The organism is Pseudoxanthomonas sp. PXM01 (assembly GCF_014851815.1).
Lineage (GTDB): Bacteria > Pseudomonadota > Gammaproteobacteria > Xanthomonadales > Xanthomonadaceae > Pseudoxanthomonas_A.
On record NZ_JACVAJ010000004.1, the window covers coordinates 63,317 to 79,706 of the forward strand.

The 16,390-nt window shown below is 65.7% G+C and carries 15 protein-coding genes; 8 read left to right on the forward strand and 7 right to left on the reverse strand.

From position 1 onward, the window contains the following. The 4 genes from IB230_RS19395 to IB230_RS19410 all read left to right on the forward strand — a co-directional run bounded on the left by IB230_RS19395 (nt 1) and on the right by IB230_RS19410 (nt 3,837). On the forward strand, nt 1-1,056 hold the full coding sequence (locus tag IB230_RS19395; RefSeq protein ID WP_192274519.1) for a winged helix DNA-binding domain-containing protein: 1,056 nt from the start codon (nt 1-3) through the stop codon (nt 1,054-1,056). A gap of 73 nt (nt 1,057-1,129) precedes the next feature. Next, complete coding sequence (locus tag IB230_RS19400; protein WP_192274560.1) at nt 1,130-3,277, forward strand: S46 family peptidase; 2,148 nt, start codon at nt 1,130-1,132, stop codon at nt 3,275-3,277. 2 nt (nt 3,278-3,279) lie between these two features. Next, a complete protein-coding gene (locus IB230_RS19405; RefSeq protein ID WP_192274520.1) occupies nt 3,280-3,639 on the forward strand; it encodes a DUF2007 domain-containing protein in 360 nt (119 codons plus the stop codon). Between the two features lie 18 nt (nt 3,640-3,657). After that, entirely contained in the window at nt 3,658-3,837 is a 180-nt protein-coding gene (locus IB230_RS19410) for an oxidoreductase-like domain-containing protein (RefSeq protein WP_192274521.1), read from the forward strand. 127 nt (nt 3,838-3,964) lie between these two features. Here IB230_RS19410 and mnmG read toward each other — a convergent pair whose 3' ends face one another. Continuing rightward, nucleotides 3,965-5,854: a tRNA uridine-5-carboxymethylaminomethyl(34) synthesis enzyme MnmG gene (gene mnmG / locus IB230_RS19415; RefSeq protein WP_192274522.1), complete on the reverse strand. Its 1,890-nt coding sequence runs from the start codon at nt 5,852-5,854 to the stop codon at nt 3,965-3,967. A 445-nt stretch (nt 5,855-6,299) separates the two neighbouring features. After that, complete coding sequence (locus IB230_RS19420; protein WP_192274523.1) at nt 6,300-6,950, reverse strand: hypothetical protein; 651 nt, start codon at nt 6,948-6,950, stop codon at nt 6,300-6,302. A 140-nt stretch (nt 6,951-7,090) separates the two neighbouring features. On the opposite strand from IB230_RS19420, the gene IB230_RS19425 reads away from it, so the two are divergent. The 3 genes from IB230_RS19425 to IB230_RS19435 are packed head-to-tail and all read left to right on the forward strand — an operon-like array spanning nt 7,091 to nt 9,133. Continuing rightward, nucleotides 7,091-8,053: a pyridoxal-phosphate dependent enzyme gene (locus IB230_RS19425; protein ID WP_192274524.1), complete on the forward strand. Its 963-nt coding sequence runs from the start codon at nt 7,091-7,093 to the stop codon at nt 8,051-8,053. After that, on the forward strand, nt 8,050-8,658 hold the full coding sequence (locus tag IB230_RS19430) for a YdcF family protein (protein ID WP_192274525.1): 609 nt from the start codon (nt 8,050-8,052) through the stop codon (nt 8,656-8,658). Before IB230_RS19425 ends, IB230_RS19430 begins: the two co-directional genes overlap by 4 nt. A 46-nt stretch (nt 8,659-8,704) precedes the next feature. Then, entirely contained in the window at nt 8,705-9,133 is a 429-nt protein-coding gene (locus IB230_RS19435; RefSeq protein WP_192274526.1) for a ketosteroid isomerase-related protein, read from the forward strand. Between the two features lie 17 nt (nt 9,134-9,150). On the opposite strand, the gene bioC is transcribed toward IB230_RS19435, so the two are convergent. The 5 genes from bioC to IB230_RS19460 form a co-directional block, all read right to left on the reverse strand. After that, entirely contained in the window at nt 9,151-10,050 is a 900-nt protein-coding gene (gene bioC, locus IB230_RS19440; protein WP_192274527.1) for a malonyl-ACP O-methyltransferase BioC, read from the reverse strand. Next, complete coding sequence (gene bioH / locus IB230_RS19445) at nt 10,047-10,823, reverse strand: pimeloyl-ACP methyl ester esterase BioH (protein WP_192274528.1); 777 nt, start codon at nt 10,821-10,823, stop codon at nt 10,047-10,049. Before bioH ends, bioC begins: the two co-directional genes overlap by 4 nt. Nucleotides 10,824-10,877: 54 nt before the next feature. Beyond that, nucleotides 10,878-12,077: an 8-amino-7-oxononanoate synthase gene (bioF, locus tag IB230_RS19450; protein ID WP_192274529.1), complete on the reverse strand. Its 1,200-nt coding sequence runs from the start codon at nt 12,075-12,077 to the stop codon at nt 10,878-10,880. A gap of 119 nt (nt 12,078-12,196) precedes the next feature. Beyond that, nucleotides 12,197-13,273, reverse strand: a complete 1,077-nt coding sequence (gene bioB, locus IB230_RS19455) for a biotin synthase BioB (RefSeq protein ID WP_192274530.1) — start codon at nt 13,271-13,273, stop codon at nt 12,197-12,199. 536 nt (nt 13,274-13,809) lie between these two features. Beyond that, nucleotides 13,810-14,697: a hypothetical protein gene (locus tag IB230_RS19460; protein ID WP_192274531.1), complete on the reverse strand. Its 888-nt coding sequence runs from the start codon at nt 14,695-14,697 to the stop codon at nt 13,810-13,812. A 254-nt stretch (nt 14,698-14,951) separates the two neighbouring features. On the opposite strand from IB230_RS19460, the gene IB230_RS19465 reads away from it, so the two are divergent. After that, nucleotides 14,952-16,379 carry a hypothetical protein gene (locus IB230_RS19465; protein WP_192274532.1) on the forward strand — a complete coding sequence of 476 codons (1,428 nt, stop codon included), beginning with the start codon at nt 14,952-14,954 and terminating at the stop codon, nt 16,377-16,379. The last annotated feature ends 11 nt before the right edge of the window (nt 16,380-16,390 follow it).

The following is a 16,390-nucleotide window of genomic DNA, read 5'->3' on the forward strand; positions in this document are numbered from 1 at the left end:
GTGCTGCCGTCGCTGACGGCGCACCGCCTGCGCGCGCAAGGCATCAACGCGCCACTCGGTTCGTCGCCCGCCGACGCCGTACGGCACATGGCCGCGATGCAGTCCCAGGACTACCACGCCGCGCTGTGGGCGGTCGGCCTGCGCACGGCTGACGCGACGCAGGCCGATGTCGAGGGCGCCATCGCCCGCGGCGAGATCGTGCGCACCTGGCCGATGCGCGGCACGCTGCACCTGCTGGCGCGCGAGGACGTGCGCTGGATGGTCGCGCTGCTCGCGCCGCGCGTGCAGGCCGCGAACGCCGGACGCATCGCCCGTGAGCTGGGCCTCGACGCGACGACGCTGGCGCGTGGCCAGCGCGTGGTGGAACGTGCCTTGTCCACCGGAACGCCGATGGCACGCGCCGACCTCTACGCCTGCATGGATGCCGCCGGCATCGTCAGCCGCGACCAGCGTGGTCTTCATCTGCTGAACTGGCTGGCGCACGAAAGCGTGATCTGTCACGGACCCCGCCTGGGCAAGCAGCCGACGTTCGTGCTGATGGATGCCTGGGTGCCGCCAGCTGCAGCACTCGCGCGCGACGAAGCGCTGCATCGCCTCGCGTTACGCTATCTGCAGGGCCATGGGCCTGCGACCGCCGCCGATCTCGCGTGGTGGTCGGGACTGACGCAGAAGGATGCACGGCAGGCGCTGACGCTCGCCTCATCCGCCGTCGAGCAGGAAACCTGCGAGGGCATCACATGGTGGTGGCGGTCCGATGCGCCCGCGCCGTCGCGATCCCGGGCCGTGCACGTGCTGCCCGCGTTCGACGAATACCTGATCGGCTACCGTGACCGCACCCCGGTACTGGATGCCGCGCAGACGCGACGCGTGTTCAGCGTCAACGGACTCGTGGCCGCCACCGCCATCGTCGGCGGCCGCGTCGCGGCGACATGGAAGCGCGCCGTCGCCGACGGCGATGTGGTGTTCGATCCGCTACGCCCGCTGGAAGATGCCGAACACGCCTCCCTCCTTCGCGCTGCACAACGCTGGCGGCGCTTTCTCGGCGACGCGCCGTGATGGACGACGCGACACAGATCGTCATTGCCGCATCGGGGAGCGCCCGATATCGTCCCCTCTTCTCCGCTGGATCCTGACCATGCGCCGTCGACTCCCGATCTCAACCCTTGCCCTGGGCGTCGCCCTGTCCCTGCCCGCCCACGCCGACGAAGGCATGTGGATGCCGTCGCAACTGCCGCAGCTGGGCAAGACGCTGCGCGAGGCCGGCTTCAAGGGCGACCCGAAGACGCTCGCCGACGTCACCGCCGCGCCGCTGAGCGCCGTGGTGCGTGCCGGCGGCGGCACCGGTGCGTTCGTGTCGCAGGACGGCCTGATCCTGACCAACCACCACGTCGCCTATGGCGTGATCCAGTACAACAGCAAGCCCGGGCACAACCTGATCGACGACGGCTTCATCGCCGCCGACCGTGCGGGCGAACTGCCGGCCAATCCGGATTTCCGCGTGCTGGTCACCGTCGGCTACGACAAGGTCACGGATACGGTGCTGAAAGACACCGCCGGCAAGACCGGGCGCGCCTACTTCGATGCGGTGGAACGCGCCAGCAAGGCTATCGTCGCCGAGTGCGAGGCCGAGGGCGGCGTGCGCTGCAGTGTCGCCAACATGTACTACGGCACCGACTTCTACCGCATCACCCAGTTGGAACTGCGCGACATCCGCCTGGCCTACGCGCCGACGCGCGCGATCGGCAACTACGGCGACGAGATCGACAATTTCATGTGGCCGCGCCATACCGGCGACTTCACCCTGTTGCGCGCCTACGTCGGCAAGGACGGCAAGCCCGCGCCCTACAGCCCCGACAATGTGCCGTACGCCGCGCCGGCGCATCTCGCGCTCGCCAAGGATGGTCCCAAAGCCGGCGACTACGCGATGCTCGCCGGCTACCCCGGCATCACCTATCGCCATCGCACGGCCGCCGAGTTCGAAGAACAGATCACCTGGACGCTGCCCACCCGCGTGGCGGTGTTCGACCAGCTGATCGATGTGGTGGAAGCCGCAGGCGCGAAGGATGCCGACGCGAAGACGCGCTATGCCGCGCAGCTGCAGTCGCTGAAAAACCAGCGCAAGCGCGCCGCCGGCGAACTGGAAGGCCTGCGCCGCAGCGATGCGGTGCGTGTCCGCGCCGACGACGAGCGCAGCATGCTCGCCACCGAAGCCGCGACGAAGGAACGCGGCGACATCGACGCGCTGGCCGCCTCGATCGCCGGCGGCTCGGCCGTACGCGAACGCGAGCCGCTGCTGAACCTGTTCGGCGCACAGTCGCAGCTGATGCGCACCGCGATCACGCTGGAGCGGCTGCGCGTGGAGTCCGCCAAGCCCGACGCCGAGCGCGAGAGCGGCTTCCAGACGCGCGACCACGCCATGATCGAAGGCATCCTGAAGCAGGTGCAGCGCCGCTACGCACCCGAGGTCGAAAAGGCGCTGCTCACCGTCCTGCTGACCCGCTACCAGCAGTTGCCGGACGCACAGCGCCTGCCCGCCTTCGATGCCGCGTTCGGCCGCACACCGGCCGCCCTGGAACGGGCGCTCGACACGCTGTACGCCGGCACGAAGCTCGGCGACGAGTCCGAACGGCTGTCGCGCTTTGCGGCGGCGCGCGAAGGCAAGCCGCTGGCCTCCGATCCACTGATCGCGCTGGCGGCGACCTTGGTTCCCGTGCAGCTGACGCTGGAGAACGAACGCAAGACACGCGAAGGCGAGCAGCTGCGCCTGCGACCGGCCTACATGCGCGCCCTGTTCGCCTGGCGTACGCAGCAGGGCCGCGCGCTGTACCCGGACGCCAACGGCACGCTGCGCGTGAGCTTCGGCAAGGTCGACGGCTTCTCCCCGCGCGACGGCATCCGATACACGCCCGTGACCACGGTGGCCGGCATCGTCGAGAAGAACACCGGCAAGGTGCCGTTCGATGCGCCGAAGCCGCTGCTCGACGCCATCGCGAAGGGCGACTTCGCCGGCACCGAGGATCCGGCGCTGAAGACGCAGACGGTCAACTTCCTGACCAATCTCGACACGACCGGCGGCAACTCCGGCTCGCCCGTGCTCAATGCGCGCGGCGAACTGATCGGCCTGAACTTCGACAGCAACTGGGAATCCGTCAGCGCCAGCTGGATGTTCGACCCGCGCTACAAGCGCGCCGTCCACGTCGACATGCGCTACCTGCGCTGGCTGATGGGCAAGGTCTACCCGGCGCCGCATCTGCTGAAGGAAATGGGCGTCCGCTGAGCATGTTCGTCACCGTCGCCAGCTTCCTCGATCCGCTCGAAGCCCGCATCGTGCACGGACGCCTGACGGCCGAAGGCATTGATGCCTACTTGGCCGACGAACAGCAGGCGATCAACGACTGGTACATGCGCCAAGCGCTCGGCGGCGTGAAGATCCGCGTCCTGCGCGAACAGGCGGAGGAAGCGCGTGCGTTGATCTCGCAACTGGCCGAAGGTGCATTGGCATTGGAAAACGAAAGCGCCGACCCGATGGCTAGGGATGCAGCGCCGATCGACTCGCTGTCACAGCGGCTCGCCTTCCTCGGCCTCTTCACGCTGGGCCTTCCCCTGCCATGGCGTCGGCGACGTCAGACAGGCGTCTGACCCTCCGTAGGCAACCACGTGAATACCCTGCTCGCCCCCGACGACGACCCGCGACCGATCGCACCCGAGCCACCGCTGCCCAGCGACTGCTGCAACAGCGGCTGCCCGATCTGCGTGCACGACCTGTACGCGGAGCAGCTGCAGCACTATCGCGAGCAGTTGGCGGCGTGGGAGGCGAGGCATCCCGGCGTTGAGTGACGCTTGTTGTGGGAGCGACGTAAGTCGCGACCGTACGCGTTCCAGCATTCCGAGCAGAGGCGAGCTCCAGCTCGGCTAGGCGTCTACGGTCGCGACTTACGTCGCTCCTACAGGTGCTTCTCGCCGATCACGCCACGCGCGTGCGCCGCGCACGCTCCAGATGCACCAGCAGCAGCGAGATGGCGGCGGGTGTCATGCCGGGAATGCGCTGCGCCTGGCCGATGGTCTCGGGCTGCACGCGGTCGAGTTTCTGCTGCACTTCGGCCGATAGGCCGCGCACGGCAGCGAAGTCGAAACCAGCTGGGATCGGCGTGGATTCGTTGCGCTGCTGGCGTTCGATCTCGTCGCGCTGGCGATCGAGGTAGCCGGCGTACTTCACGCCGATCTCGACCTGCTCGGCGACCTGGGCATCGTCCACGCCGGGTCCGATCGACGGCACGGCGACCAGCTTCGCGTAGTCCAGCTCCGGACGCTTGATCAGGTCGAGCACGTTGGTCTCGCGGCTGACCTGCACGCCGAGCGTGTCGGCGACCTCACGGCCCAGCGCATTGGCGGGCGTGGCCCACAGCGCGCGCAGGCGGCCGGTCTCGCGTGCGATGGCGTCGCGCTTGGCGTCGAAGCGCTGCCAGCGCGGGTCGTCGACCAGGCCCAGCGAGCGGCCGGTCTCGGTGAGCCGCAGATCGGCATTGTCCTCGCGCAGCTGCAGCCGGTATTCGGCGCGGCTGGTGAACATGCGGTACGGCTCCTTGGTGCCGTGCGTGATCAGGTCGTCGACCAGCACGCCGAGATAGGCCTCGTCGCGACGCGGCGACCACGCGTCCTTCTGCTGCACGAACCGCGCCGCGTTGAGGCCGGCGAGCAGGCCCTGCGCCGCGGCTTCTTCGTAACCCGTCGTACCGTTGATCTGTCCGGCGAAGAACAGGCCGGCGACGGCCTTCGTTTCCAGCGATGCCTTCAGTCCGCGCGGATCGAAGAAGTCGTATTCGATCGCATAGCCGGGGCGCGTGATGTGCGCGTTTTCCATGCCGCGGATGCTGCGCACCAGCGCCAGCTGCACGTCGAACGGCAGTGAGGTGGAAATGCCGTTCGGATAGATCTCGGCGACGTCGAGGCCTTCCGGCTCGACGAAGATCTGGTGGCTGGCCTTCTCGGCGAAGCGCACCACCTTGTCCTCGATCGACGGGCAGTAGCGCGGGCCGATGCCTTCGATCTGGCCGGAGTACATCGGCGAGCGGTGCAGTGCGCCGCGGATGATCTCGTGGGTCTGCTCGCTGGTGTGGGTGATCCAGCACGAGACCTGGCGCGGATGGTCGGCGACGCTGCCCATGAACGACATCACCGGCAGCGGATCGTCGCCGGGCTGCTCTTCCATCACCGAATAGTCGAGCGAGCGCCCGTCGATCCGCGGCGGCGTGCCGGTCTTCAGGCGATCGACGACGAAGGCGCCTTCGCGCAACCGCTGCGCGAGTGCGGTCGCGGGCGGATCGCCGGCGCGGCCGGCGGCGTACTGCGTCTCGCCGACGTGGATCTTGCCGGCGAGGAAGGTGCCTGCGGTCAGCACGACGGCCGGCGCATGGAACGTCAGGCCGGTCTGGGTGACGGCGCCGCGGACGGTGTTGTTCTCGATGACCAGGTCATCGACGGCCGCCTGGAACAGGGTCAGGTTGGGCTGCGCCTCCACCGCGCGGCGGATGGCGCTGCGGTAGAGCGCGCGATCTGCCTGGCAGCGCGTCGCGCGCACAGCCGGGCCCTTCGACGCGTTGAGCGTGCGCCACTGGATGCCGGCACGGTCGGCCGCCCACGCCATCACGCCGCCCAGCGCGTCGATCTCCTTTACCAGATGACCCTTGCCAATCCCGCCGATGGCCGGGTTGCAGCTCATCGCGCCCACCGTTTCCACGTTGTGCGTCAGCAGCAGCGTGTGCGCACCGGCGCGCGCGGAAGCCAGCGCGGCCTCGGTGCCGGCATGGCCGCCGCCGATGATGATGACGTCGTAGTGGTGGAAGCTGGAGCGCATGGGGAAGGTTTGGTGGCGAAGGCCTGTGGAGGCGCGGGTACGGAAGACGGGATCCGGCATGGCAATCCGGCAAAGTTGGCACGCTTCCTGCTCTATTCCCATGCACCCGTCGTGGCAAGCGACCAGGGGCGCCGGGTTGGTAATTGGAACAGGGGCCAGCCATGCGCACGCCGGGGATGCCGGGGGCCGGTAGTCGGGGGACTACCGGCCCCTTTTTTATGCGCGCAGGATACCAGAGCAAGAAAAAAGCCCGGCAAAGCCGGGCTTTTTCGTTAGGCGCCGACGCCCGATGGGGCCGGAACAGGGGGGATCCAGATTTCCCCACCGGACGTCGACATTGAACCTTCAATTGCCGCTTACGTCAGAAAGCGACGCAACCGGTCAACCGAGGTTCGCAACCGCGTCAGCGGTGGGGGAATGGCGACGGACGGTCAGGTGGCGCGGATCACCGTTCGAGTTGGCGACTACCGCCATCGTCCCGTGGCATGGGACGGGACGGCGGTGCCGGGCGCTCCATCCGGGGCGGTGGGGCGGCGCGCTCCGCCCGCGGCGGCGGGGCCGCCCGCTCCATGTTGCGGGGCCGCTCGACCGCACGCGGCATCGACGGCGAGGAGGTCACGCGTGGAGGACGGTAGCCGCCATCACCCACCCGGGGCTGGCTGGGCGACGGCGTCACCTGCGCCGGCCGGCCCGGAACCATGGGCTGCGCGCCACCTTCACGCCAACGACCGGTCGGATCACGCCACGGCGGCGGGCGATTGCCGCTCCCGCCTGTCGGCGGCGGCTTGGGGGGAGGATTGTTGTCGCCCGGCCGCGGGGGGCGGGGCGGGTAATACGGGTAGTGCGACCCGTAATAGCCGTAGTAGGGATAACCGTAGTAGCTGCCGTAGCGATAGGGCCCGCCGTAGCCGTAACCGTGGCCATAGCTGCCGTAGACGCTGCCGCCGTAGTAGCCGCCGTACGGATCGGAATACTGCGTGCTCGGCCGGCCGTGGTAGTAGCCGCCCGGCGCGGTGTCGCCGACATAGTCGTACGTCGCGCAACCTCCCAGGACGAGGCTGGCGAACACGATGGTCAAGAGAGATGAACGTTTCATGGCGGAACCCCCGTTACTCTGCCGTTGCAGCATCGGCGCGGCGCATTGAATCCGTGCTTAACCCGGCCGGTATGGCGGGAGAGGCGGAGCGTCCGCTGGCGGAGGTTCAGCGGGGGGCGATGCGCTGCTAACCTTTCCGCATGCCGATGCCTCTGCCCACCTTCGACGACGTCCTCGCCGCTGCCGCCCGTATCGCCCCCCATGCCCATGCCACCCCCGTCCTGCGCTCCCGCGCCCTGGACGCGATGGCCGGCTGCCAGCTCCATTTCAAGGCGGAGCCGCTGCAGCGGACGGGCGCCTTCAAGTTCCGAGGAGCCTGCAATGCGGTGTGGGCGCTGGACGATGCCTCGGCGGCACGTGGCGTGGTGACGCACTCGTCGGGCAACCACGGCGCAGCGCTGGCGCTGGCGGCGCGGACCCGCGGGATCGCCTGCCATGTCGTGGTGCCGGCGGGCGCGAACGCGGCGAAGCTCGCGAACATCGCCCGCTACGGCGCGCACCTGCACACGTGTGCGGCGACCATCGACGCCCGCGAAGCCACCGCCGCCCGCGTGCAGGCCGACACCGGTGCCACCCTGATCCATCCTTACACCCATCCGCACGTGATCGCCGGCCAAGGCACGGCGGCACTGGAGCTGATCAATGCGCACGGGCCGCTGGAAGCCCTCGTGGCCCCTGTCGGGGGTGGCGGGCTGCTGTCGGGCACCGCGATCGCCGCCGCCGCCACGGCTCCCGGCTGTCGCATCGTGGGCGCCGAGCCGGAAGGTGCGGCCGATACCGCGACATCCCTCGCCGCGGGCGTGCGCCGCGTCGAGTTCGTGCCCGACACGGTCTGCGATGGCCTACGCGGCACCCTGGGCGAACCGAACTTCGATCTCCTGCAGACGCACCGGGTGGACGTCGTCACCGTCCCGGACCACGACACGCTCGTCGCCATGCGCCTGCTGTGGCAATGCCTGAAGCTGCTGGTGGAACCGTCCTCGGCGATCGCGCTGGCTGCGGTCCTGCAGGCACCCGAGCGATTCGCGGGCCAACGGGTCGGCGTGCTGCTATCCGGTGGCAATGTCGACCTGGATGCCCTGCCGTGGGAGCGCGCGGCATGAACGCACACCGGCGCAAATCCAAACGCGGCGTCGTCGGCTGGGCCTGGCGCCTGCTGCTGCTTGCCGTGGTCTGGTTGGCCGGCGTGGCGGCCTACATCATCTGGGTGGGCCAGCGCGACGACGCCCAGCCAGCCGACGCCATCATCGTGCTCGGCGCGGCGGCCTACGACGCCAAGCCGTCGCCGGTGTTCGAGGAACGCATCCGCCACGGCATCGACCTCTACAAGCGCGGCCTGGCGCCGACGCTGATCTTCACCGGCGGCTATGGCGGCACCGGCGCACGCTTCTCCGAGTCGCAGGTCGCGCGCCGCTATGCGCTGCGCCAGGGCGTGCCGGAGAAGGCGATCCTGATCGAGTCGCTCTCGCGCAACACGCACGACAACCTGCGGCAGGCGCGAATTCTGATGCAGCAGCACAAGCTGCACTCCGTCATCATCGTCAGCGATCCGCTGCACATGGCGCGCGCACTGCGCATCAGCCGCGACCTGGGTATCCGCTCGGTCGGCTCGCCCACGCCGACCAGCCGTTTCCGCAGCTTCGCCACGCGCTGGCGCTTCCTGCTGCAGGAAGTCTATTTCTTCCATCGCGACCGACTGCCGCGTTGACGGCGTGGCGTATGATCGTGGGGTCGTCCACCCCCCGGGAATCCGCATGAAGATCGACGGCACGCGCCGGCAGGACCGCGCCACCGAGCTCGTCCTCAACTACTACGCCGCTTTCAACCGCGGCGACTGGGAAAGCATGCTGGCCATGCTGACCGACGACGTGGTGCACGATCTCAACCAAGGCGCGCGCGAAACCGGCCGCGAGGCCTTCGCGACCTTTCTCGGGCGCATGAACGCCAGTTACCGCGAACAGCTGCGCGACATCGTGGTGCTGGTCACGCAGGACGGCCAGCATGCGGCTGCCGAATACATCGTGCATGGCGAGTACCACCACACCGACGAAGGCCTGCCTCCGGCGAACGGACAGACCTACGTGCTGCCGGGTGGCGCCTTCTTCGACATCCGCGACGACCGCATCGCACGCGTCACCAACTACTACAACCTGCAGGACTGGATCCGCCAGGTCGGCGGCTGACGCCGCCTCCCGCGCAATTATTCGCCACGTCGTCGGATCGGAATCCTCGACAGCGGTACCGTCGCGATGTCTTCGCCCTGCCCCCGGATCGGCGCACCCGGCGGCGGCGCCCACGCATGCGCATAGATAACGTCCCACGTGCTCGGCAGCTTGCCGTCCTCGCGACGCAGCGGCTCGTAAGCGGTCGCCGCGGCGGCGAATCGTGCCCGTCCCGTCAAGGTATGGCGACGATGCTGCAGCGCGTTGGTAGCGCCCATCGCACGCAGCTCGCGCATCAAGGCGGGCAGGTCGTCGTAGGTCAGCGTGAAGCGGTCGCGATCGAGCACCGGATCGCGGAACCCCGCCAGCATCAACGCGTCGCCGAACTGCGCGATCGGCGGGAACGGACTGACGTGCGGCGTGTCGTCGACGTGCGCGAAGGCATCGCGCAATTCCTGCAGCGTTTCCGGGCCGAATGTCGAGCACACCAGCAGGCCACCGGGCTTCAGGACGCGACGGAACCCGTTGAACGCGGCCGGCAGATCATCCACCCACTGCAGGCTCAGGTTGCAGAACAGCACGTCGACGCTGCCCTCGGCCAGCGGCAGCGCGCGCAGGTCGGCGCAGACGCGCTGGAACGGCTTCCACCAGCCCGACTGCTTCTTCGCTTCGCGCAGCATCGGCAGCGCCAGGTCCAATGCGATGACCTGCGCTTTTGGCCAGCGCTTGCGCATGGCGGCCGCCGCATGGGCGGGGCCGCAGCCGACGTCCAGCACCACCTTCGGATCCGTTGCGTCCTGACCCTGTCGCAACGTCAGGTAGTCCAGCGACTCCATCAGACGCTTCTCGACTTCGTGCTGCAAGGCCGCCGCCGCGTCGTAGCCCGCGGCTGAGCGCGAGAACGCGCGGCGGATATGGCGCTGGTCGAAGGTAGTCATGCGGCGACATCCTGCGGCAACGACTGCAGGAAGCGATCGACGTCGGCTGCGACGAGGTCGGCGTGCCCAAGGAACGGCGCATGTCCGCCGCCGGCGATCTCGACGAACTGTGCGCCCGGCGCCATCTGCGCTGCTGCCCGCATCGCCTTCGACGGTACCAGCAGGTCGCGACGGCCCGCCAGCCATAGGCTGGGTACGGACAGCAGGGACAGCGAAGCGCGCAGGTCCGACTGTTCAAGCAGTTGCAGGCCACTCTGCAATGCGGCCGGCGCAGGTTCGCCGCGCGCATACAGATCCTGCTTCAGCGTGCGCAGTTCGCTGCGGGCATGTTCGGACCCCATCGTATCCAGCGCCAGGAAGCGTTCCAGCGTGCCGGCGTAGTCGTTGCGAAGATCATCGCCGAACTGCGCGAACACGCTGGCGTCCACGGCATGCGGCCAGTCATCGCTCCGCACGAAGCGCGGCGTCGCGGCGATCATCGCCAGCCCACGCACCTGCGGCGACGAGGCGGCAGCATGCAACGCGAACAGACCGCCCAGTGACCATGCCAGCCAAGCGGCCGGCGGCGTGCGTGCGAGGATGGCCTGGACGGTGGCTTCCAGCGACAGCGCGACGTCGCTGTCGCGGCTATGGCCATGGCCGGGCAGGTCGACGAGATGCAGCGTGTAGCGACCGGACAGCCGCTGCACCAGCGGCGCGAACACCCCGCCATGCAGTGCCCAGCCGTGCAGCAGCACCAGAGACGGGCCACTGCCAAGAGTTTCGATATGCATGCCGCGTATTGTCGCCGATCCCGCGTGATGCAGGATCGCGGCGCGTGCATCCCGTCAGGCGACCGCGCCGTGGACGCGCTGCACGGCATCCCACGAACGCGCCAGCGTCGTCACCAGCCCGTCCACGTCCTGCAGCGAATGCAGCGCCGAGAGCGTTACCCGCAATCGCGCCTTGCCATCGGGCACGGTAGGCGGGCGGATCGCCGGCACCAGGTAGCCGGCGCTGTCGAGCGCGGCGGACAACGCCAGTGCATTGCCATCGCTGCCGCACAGCACCGGCTGGATCGGCGAGTCGGACGCCATCAGTTGCAGGCCGGCCCGCTGCGCGCCGCTGCGGAAGCGGTCCACCAGCGACTGCAGCTTCTCGCGGCGCCACTGGTCGCGACGCGCATGCTTGACTGCCACGCGGGTCGCCGCCGCCAGCGCGGGCGGCATCGCGGTGGTGTAGATGTAGGGTCGCGCGGTTTCGGCCAGATGCTGGATCAGCGTTTCCTCGCCCACCACGACCGCGCCGTAACCGCCCAGCGCCTTGCCCAGGGTAACCAGTTGCAACGGCACGTCGGCCACGCCCATGCGGGCTTCCGCCACGCTGCCACGGCCTTCGGGACCCCGCACGCCGACGCCATGCGCATCGTCGACGAAGAACAGCGCCTGCTGCATGCGTGCGACCAGACTCAGCGACCGCAGCGGTGCACTGTCGCCATCCATGCTGAAGACACCGTCGGTGACCAGCATCGCCGCACCCTCGGGTTGCAGCTTCAGCTGGCGCAAGGCGCCCTCGGGATCGAGGTGCGGATAGCGACGCAGCTTCGCGCCGGCCAGTCGGGTGGCGTCGAGCAGGCTGGCGTGGTTGAGGCGGTCCTGTACGCAGACGTCGCCGTCCTCCAGCAGCGCCTGCTGGACGGCCAGATTGGCGAGGAATCCGCTGCCGAACAACAGCGCACGCGGATAGCCCAGCCAGTCGGCGATGTCGCGCTCCAGCCCCTCATGGGCCGCGTGGTGGCCGCTGACCAGATGCGATGCGCCGGCACCGGCGCCTTCGCGGGCAGCGGCATCCTGCAGCGCGTTGGTCACTTCGAACTGCTGCGCCAGGCCCAGGTAGTCGTTGCTGCTGAACTCGGTCAGCCAGCGGCCGTTGACCTCGACGCGGACACCATCACGGCGCGTGACGGTACGGCGCGTGCGCTGGCGGCCCAATGCGATGCGTTGCTGGCGCTGGGCGAGGATGCGGTCGTGCAGGTCGGTGCGGGTCATCGGCGTGGCCTGGCGAAAGGGGCGCCGGGGCGCATGACGGGCGGCCAGCGACGACGACACGCCGGCCGCGTTGCCGCGCCAGCGTCCTTTCGTCCGGTACTGCCCCCTGTTGCCCCGACTTACGCCGCCCGGCCGCAGGACGGCTCGGAACGGGTGATGTCTGCGTGCACCGTACCGCTGCCCGGGGCATCGGTTCTGTGATGGTCGTGCACGTTTTCCACCTGCACCGCCATCGGCCGCAGTCCGAGACGGGCGAACAGGGCCTGATCGCGCTCGGTGTCCGGGTTGCCGGTGGTCAGCAGCTTCTCGCCGTAGAAGATCGAGTTGGCGCCGGCGAGGAAGCACAGCGCCTGCAGTTCGTCGCTCATCGCCTCGCGGCCGGCCGACAGGCGCACCATCGACGCCGGCATGACGATGCGGGCGACAGCGATCGTGCGCACGAACTCGAACGGGTCCAGCTCGGTGGTGCCATGCAACGGCGTGCCCGCCACCTGCACCAGCCGGTTGATCGGCACCGAATCCGGGTGCGACGGCAGGTTGGCCAGCGCCTGCAGGAGCCCGGCGCGCTGGTCGCGCGATTCGCCCATGCCGACGATGCCGCCGCAGCAGGTCTTCATGCCGGCGTCGCGCACGTGTTCCAGCGTGTCCAGGCGATCCTGGTATTGGCGGGTGTGGATGATGTCGCCGTAGAAGTCGGGCGCGGTGTCGAGGTTGTGGTTGTAGTAGTCCAGGCCGGCGTCCTTCAGCGCGTGCGCCTGATCGCCGCTCAGCATGCCGAGCGTGGCGCAGGTCTCCAGGCCCAGGGCCTTCACCCCCCGGATCATCTCGGCGACCTTCGGGATGTCGCGGTCTTTCGGTGAGCGCCAGGCCGCGCCCATGCAGAAGCGCGATGCGCCTGCCGCCTTCGCCTGCGCCGCCTTGGCGAGCACCTCGTCGGCATCCATCAGCTTCTGCGCCGACACCCCGGTGTCGTAGCGCTGTGCCTGCGGACAGTAGGCGCAATCTTCCGGGCAACCGCCGGTCTTCACCGACAGCAGGGTGGAGACCTGGACTTCGGCAGGGTCGAAGTGGGCGCGATGCATCGTCGAGGCCCGATGCAGCAGCTCGGGAAACGGCAGGTCGAACAGGGCGAGCAGCTCGTCGCGCTGCCAGTCATGGCGCAGGACCGGCGCAACCGAAGAAATGTGAGCGGACATCGCAACCTCAGGGGAATACAGTCGGGGAAGTCTGGAAACCGGGCCTCGCCCTGTCAACCGCATGGATGCGTCGAAAGTTGACGGCTGGTGGCAGCACGCCACCCGCCTGCTGCTCGCTCCGAGTGTAGATCCACACATAACGCGCGTCTTTTGTAGCCATAAGCCGAGAACAGAGGGGCCATATGGCGAGAATTCCTTGGATTGGCTAGGGCTACTGGTAGACGCGAACGAGGCCCCGGCCTCTGGAGCCATATGGCACGAATCGGCTCAAAGACGAGCCGTAAGTTCGGTCAAAAAGCAGGCGATTAGAAGCCTTAAGGGGAGTACTAAGCCCCATAAGGCAGGTATCGTCCTGTTACGCCTTTGACAGCGTTGGCCAGCTCGTAGCTCACCGCGAAGCACGAGGCTTATCCACCCTGAACATGGTGGGCATTTGGTGTCGAGCTTACCGTCAGACACTCGAAAGCCAAGCGGGAGGAATGCCCACTTGGCAATAATTTCCATTAAAACAAAGGGTTACACCGTTTCGGTGGCGCTCATTGCAAAGCCTCCGGCTTTATGAACCACTGAAGATTAGCGCCCTGCCTGGGGAATATCAACCCAGAGTAGGTTTGCCTAAACCAATGTCCGGAATTGTCCTTCGGATCCCGGTCAGGCTTAAACGCTCTTGGGAGCCCCGCTCGATCAACCACTAGCACGAGCTTGTCTTGCGGAAACTCCCCCAACGAGATGCTCATTCCTAGACAAGGAACTATGAACCTATAGGAAGTGACGGCATCTCGCTTCAGCTCGATTTTTTTCTCAACGCGCCGCGTTAGAAGGAAGTCTTTGACCTCAGCATCAAAATTATGGGTATAGCTGGACCTTAGCACCCCGTCGCCGTCTAGCTTCGCCTCAAACTTCTCTTTGGGAATTCGCTCATCAGCTATCTCCAAATAAGTGAGTTCAGCGCCGGCTGCAGGCGTGTGAGGTGAACGCCACGACCATAAGAAATCAAACGACTTGCGGCCCGGGCTAGGAATCACTGTGGCTTGAACTGTCTCTTCAACTTCAAGCAAACCGGTCGCCGCATCGAAAGACCTAACTCTGATGATTACGTTCCAATCCTTGTATACGTAACCATGCTTGAAGTCTAAATACTCCGAGAGCAACTCCGCTCCAACAGCCCCCTGAAGAGTCGGAGACTCTGAAGCAAGCAAAGCATTCAAAGTTCTAGTACATATCTGCGCAAGATCATTTCTGGACTTGAGATGTTTGTCATCGTAGAAAACATCTACGATTCTCGAGATGAACATCTCGGTGAACGTGCTTGATCTTATGACGGCACCCGCAACGCCAGATGCGAGGACAACCGAGGCTATCGTGCGAACAGACGCCTTTAGCTCATCGCTACCGATTGCTGGCGAAAGCAGGATCGCCGTCATGCTGGCGATCGTCAGCGCCCAGACCCAATGATTCTGCACAAATTCCTTTCCAGCCTTCAACCAGCCAAAAAATGTTGGCATTACCCTTCTCCATCCCCAGTTTCTCAAGCCTACACACTTCCAGCCCCCACAACGACGCATAATTTAGTAAGCGCATTTACATGGCGTAATTCTAGTTATCAAATAAAAGTTGATGTCCCCTCGGCCTTCAATTCCCGTTCTAGCGGATAGGCATACTGAGCGGGAGCCTGCCAATGAACTGGCGAGACGTATTTGCAGTTGCTCTAATCGCGTCCTTAGGGGCCTCCCTGCTGCGAGCAGATGCCCAAGTCCCAGCGCCGGAGGCCCAGAAATCAAAACTAGCTAGCTGGAAGCTGGACGACGCTCCGCTCAACGATCAAGAAGTTGCTTCTTTACTCCAATCACTGAAGCGACTTCCGTCCGGTCAAGACAAGCTTCTTGTAGCCCTACCCAGCGAGCCAACTACGGCGGATGAAGAACTGCAGACAGCGCTATCGACTCGGAAGAACGATTCTACGCGGTACTACCAATTTGAAGATGTGAGCCTCGAAGAAATTAAAAAAGGGATACCTTCAGAGCTTCTATCCAAGAATTTAAGCACCACGGAATTCGTAATTGATCAGCCAAGAGGCGGCGATCCCAGGGTCCAGCACACTATTGGAGGCATTGTGGGGACCGACGTTCTCAAGGCCTTCAATATTCAGCTGCAGCAGCCGAAAGGCGGAGGACACGGAGGAAAACTCCAAGGCGACCCCAGATGCATAGTTGCTTCCAACGATCTTGGTCGCAAGAAGAGCATTTCAGACGCGCTAGGTCGACTCGCCACACCGGAGGAAAAGTTCAGTGCGATGGAGTACGTGAAGCATTGCATGACTCCAATCGCGGACATAGATCTCGAGGAAACAACACCATCGTTCATTAGATCCTCCGACCCTCGTCGGATTATGGGCGTGTTTGAGTATGCAGCCCCATCAAAAGAACCAGCTTTCTGCAGTGGATTCTTTATCAGTTCCACAAGGGTAATGACTGCTCGCCATTGCTTCTACTTGCAGCTAAAAGCTAGCTCGCAAAGTCCAAACCACGCAAAACTTCAATCTGGGCAGATCATCTTTCGTAGGCTGACGCCTCCCTACGAGCAGGTGTTGCTGAGAGAGGAGGTTTCTGAGCGCCGACAGGCATTCTTCCAAGGTTCCGCGGGCAAAACGAGTATCCAAGCACAAGAAGATTTTCTAGTGCTCGAAACTCAATCGCCCGTAGGAAACTTACCAGCTGTTGATTTTGTGATTAGTACGGCAATGCGAACTCCCACTTGGATCGCGGGACCTGCAGTTGTGGAATCTAAACAAAGTCTGCCCAGCTCCGTTGGGACGATAGGCTGGGGATCTGGTTTAGAGTGCTCAGCATTCAGCGTTGATGCGAACTGCATGGCGCACATATGTCAAGCCGTCACATCCTTCAGTGGAGCGCCGTTGATCGATCCTAGCTCCTCAAGAGACAGCGTAAAGATACTCGGGATGCACCTAGGCCCTTATCAGACTATGAGCGCAGAGTGTCCTTTCCCCAAGTCCATGTCTGACACGAGCAAACAAGCCATCAATAGAGCTAACGGCGCAATATCTGGCAGCCGACTAAGAGTCGGACTTCGTGAGTATTACAACTAAGGAGCATAGTA

Excerpts from the sequence above, each read along its gene's own strand:
- IB230_RS19405 (WP_192274520.1), top strand. The coding sequence starts at position 3,280 with ATGTTCGTCACCGTCGCCAGCTTCCTCGATCCGCTCGAAGCCCGCATC.
- mnmG (WP_192274522.1), bottom strand. The coding sequence starts at position 5,854 with ATGCGCTCCAGCTTCCACCACTACGACGTCATCATCATCGGCGGCGGC.
- IB230_RS19420 (WP_192274523.1), bottom strand. The coding sequence starts at position 6,950 with ATGAAACGTTCATCTCTCTTGACCATCGTGTTCGCCAGCCTCGTCCTG.
- IB230_RS19425 (WP_192274524.1), top strand. The coding sequence starts at position 7,091 with ATGCCGATGCCTCTGCCCACCTTCGACGACGTCCTCGCCGCTGCCGCC.
- IB230_RS19430 (WP_192274525.1), top strand. The coding sequence starts at position 8,050 with ATGAACGCACACCGGCGCAAATCCAAACGCGGCGTCGTCGGCTGGGCC.
- IB230_RS19435 (WP_192274526.1), top strand. The coding sequence starts at position 8,705 with ATGAAGATCGACGGCACGCGCCGGCAGGACCGCGCCACCGAGCTCGTC.
- bioC (WP_192274527.1), bottom strand. The coding sequence starts at position 10,050 with ATGACTACCTTCGACCAGCGCCATATCCGCCGCGCGTTCTCGCGCTCA.
- bioH (WP_192274528.1), bottom strand. The coding sequence starts at position 10,823 with ATGCATATCGAAACTCTTGGCAGTGGCCCGTCTCTGGTGCTGCTGCAC.
- bioF (WP_192274529.1), bottom strand. The coding sequence starts at position 12,077 with ATGACCCGCACCGACCTGCACGACCGCATCCTCGCCCAGCGCCAGCAA.
- bioB (WP_192274530.1), bottom strand. The coding sequence starts at position 13,273 with ATGTCCGCTCACATTTCTTCGGTTGCGCCGGTCCTGCGCCATGACTGG.
- IB230_RS19460 (WP_192274531.1), bottom strand. The coding sequence starts at position 14,697 with ATGACGGCGATCCTGCTTTCGCCAGCAATCGGTAGCGATGAGCTAAAG.
- IB230_RS19465 (WP_192274532.1), top strand. The coding sequence starts at position 14,952 with ATGAACTGGCGAGACGTATTTGCAGTTGCTCTAATCGCGTCCTTAGGG.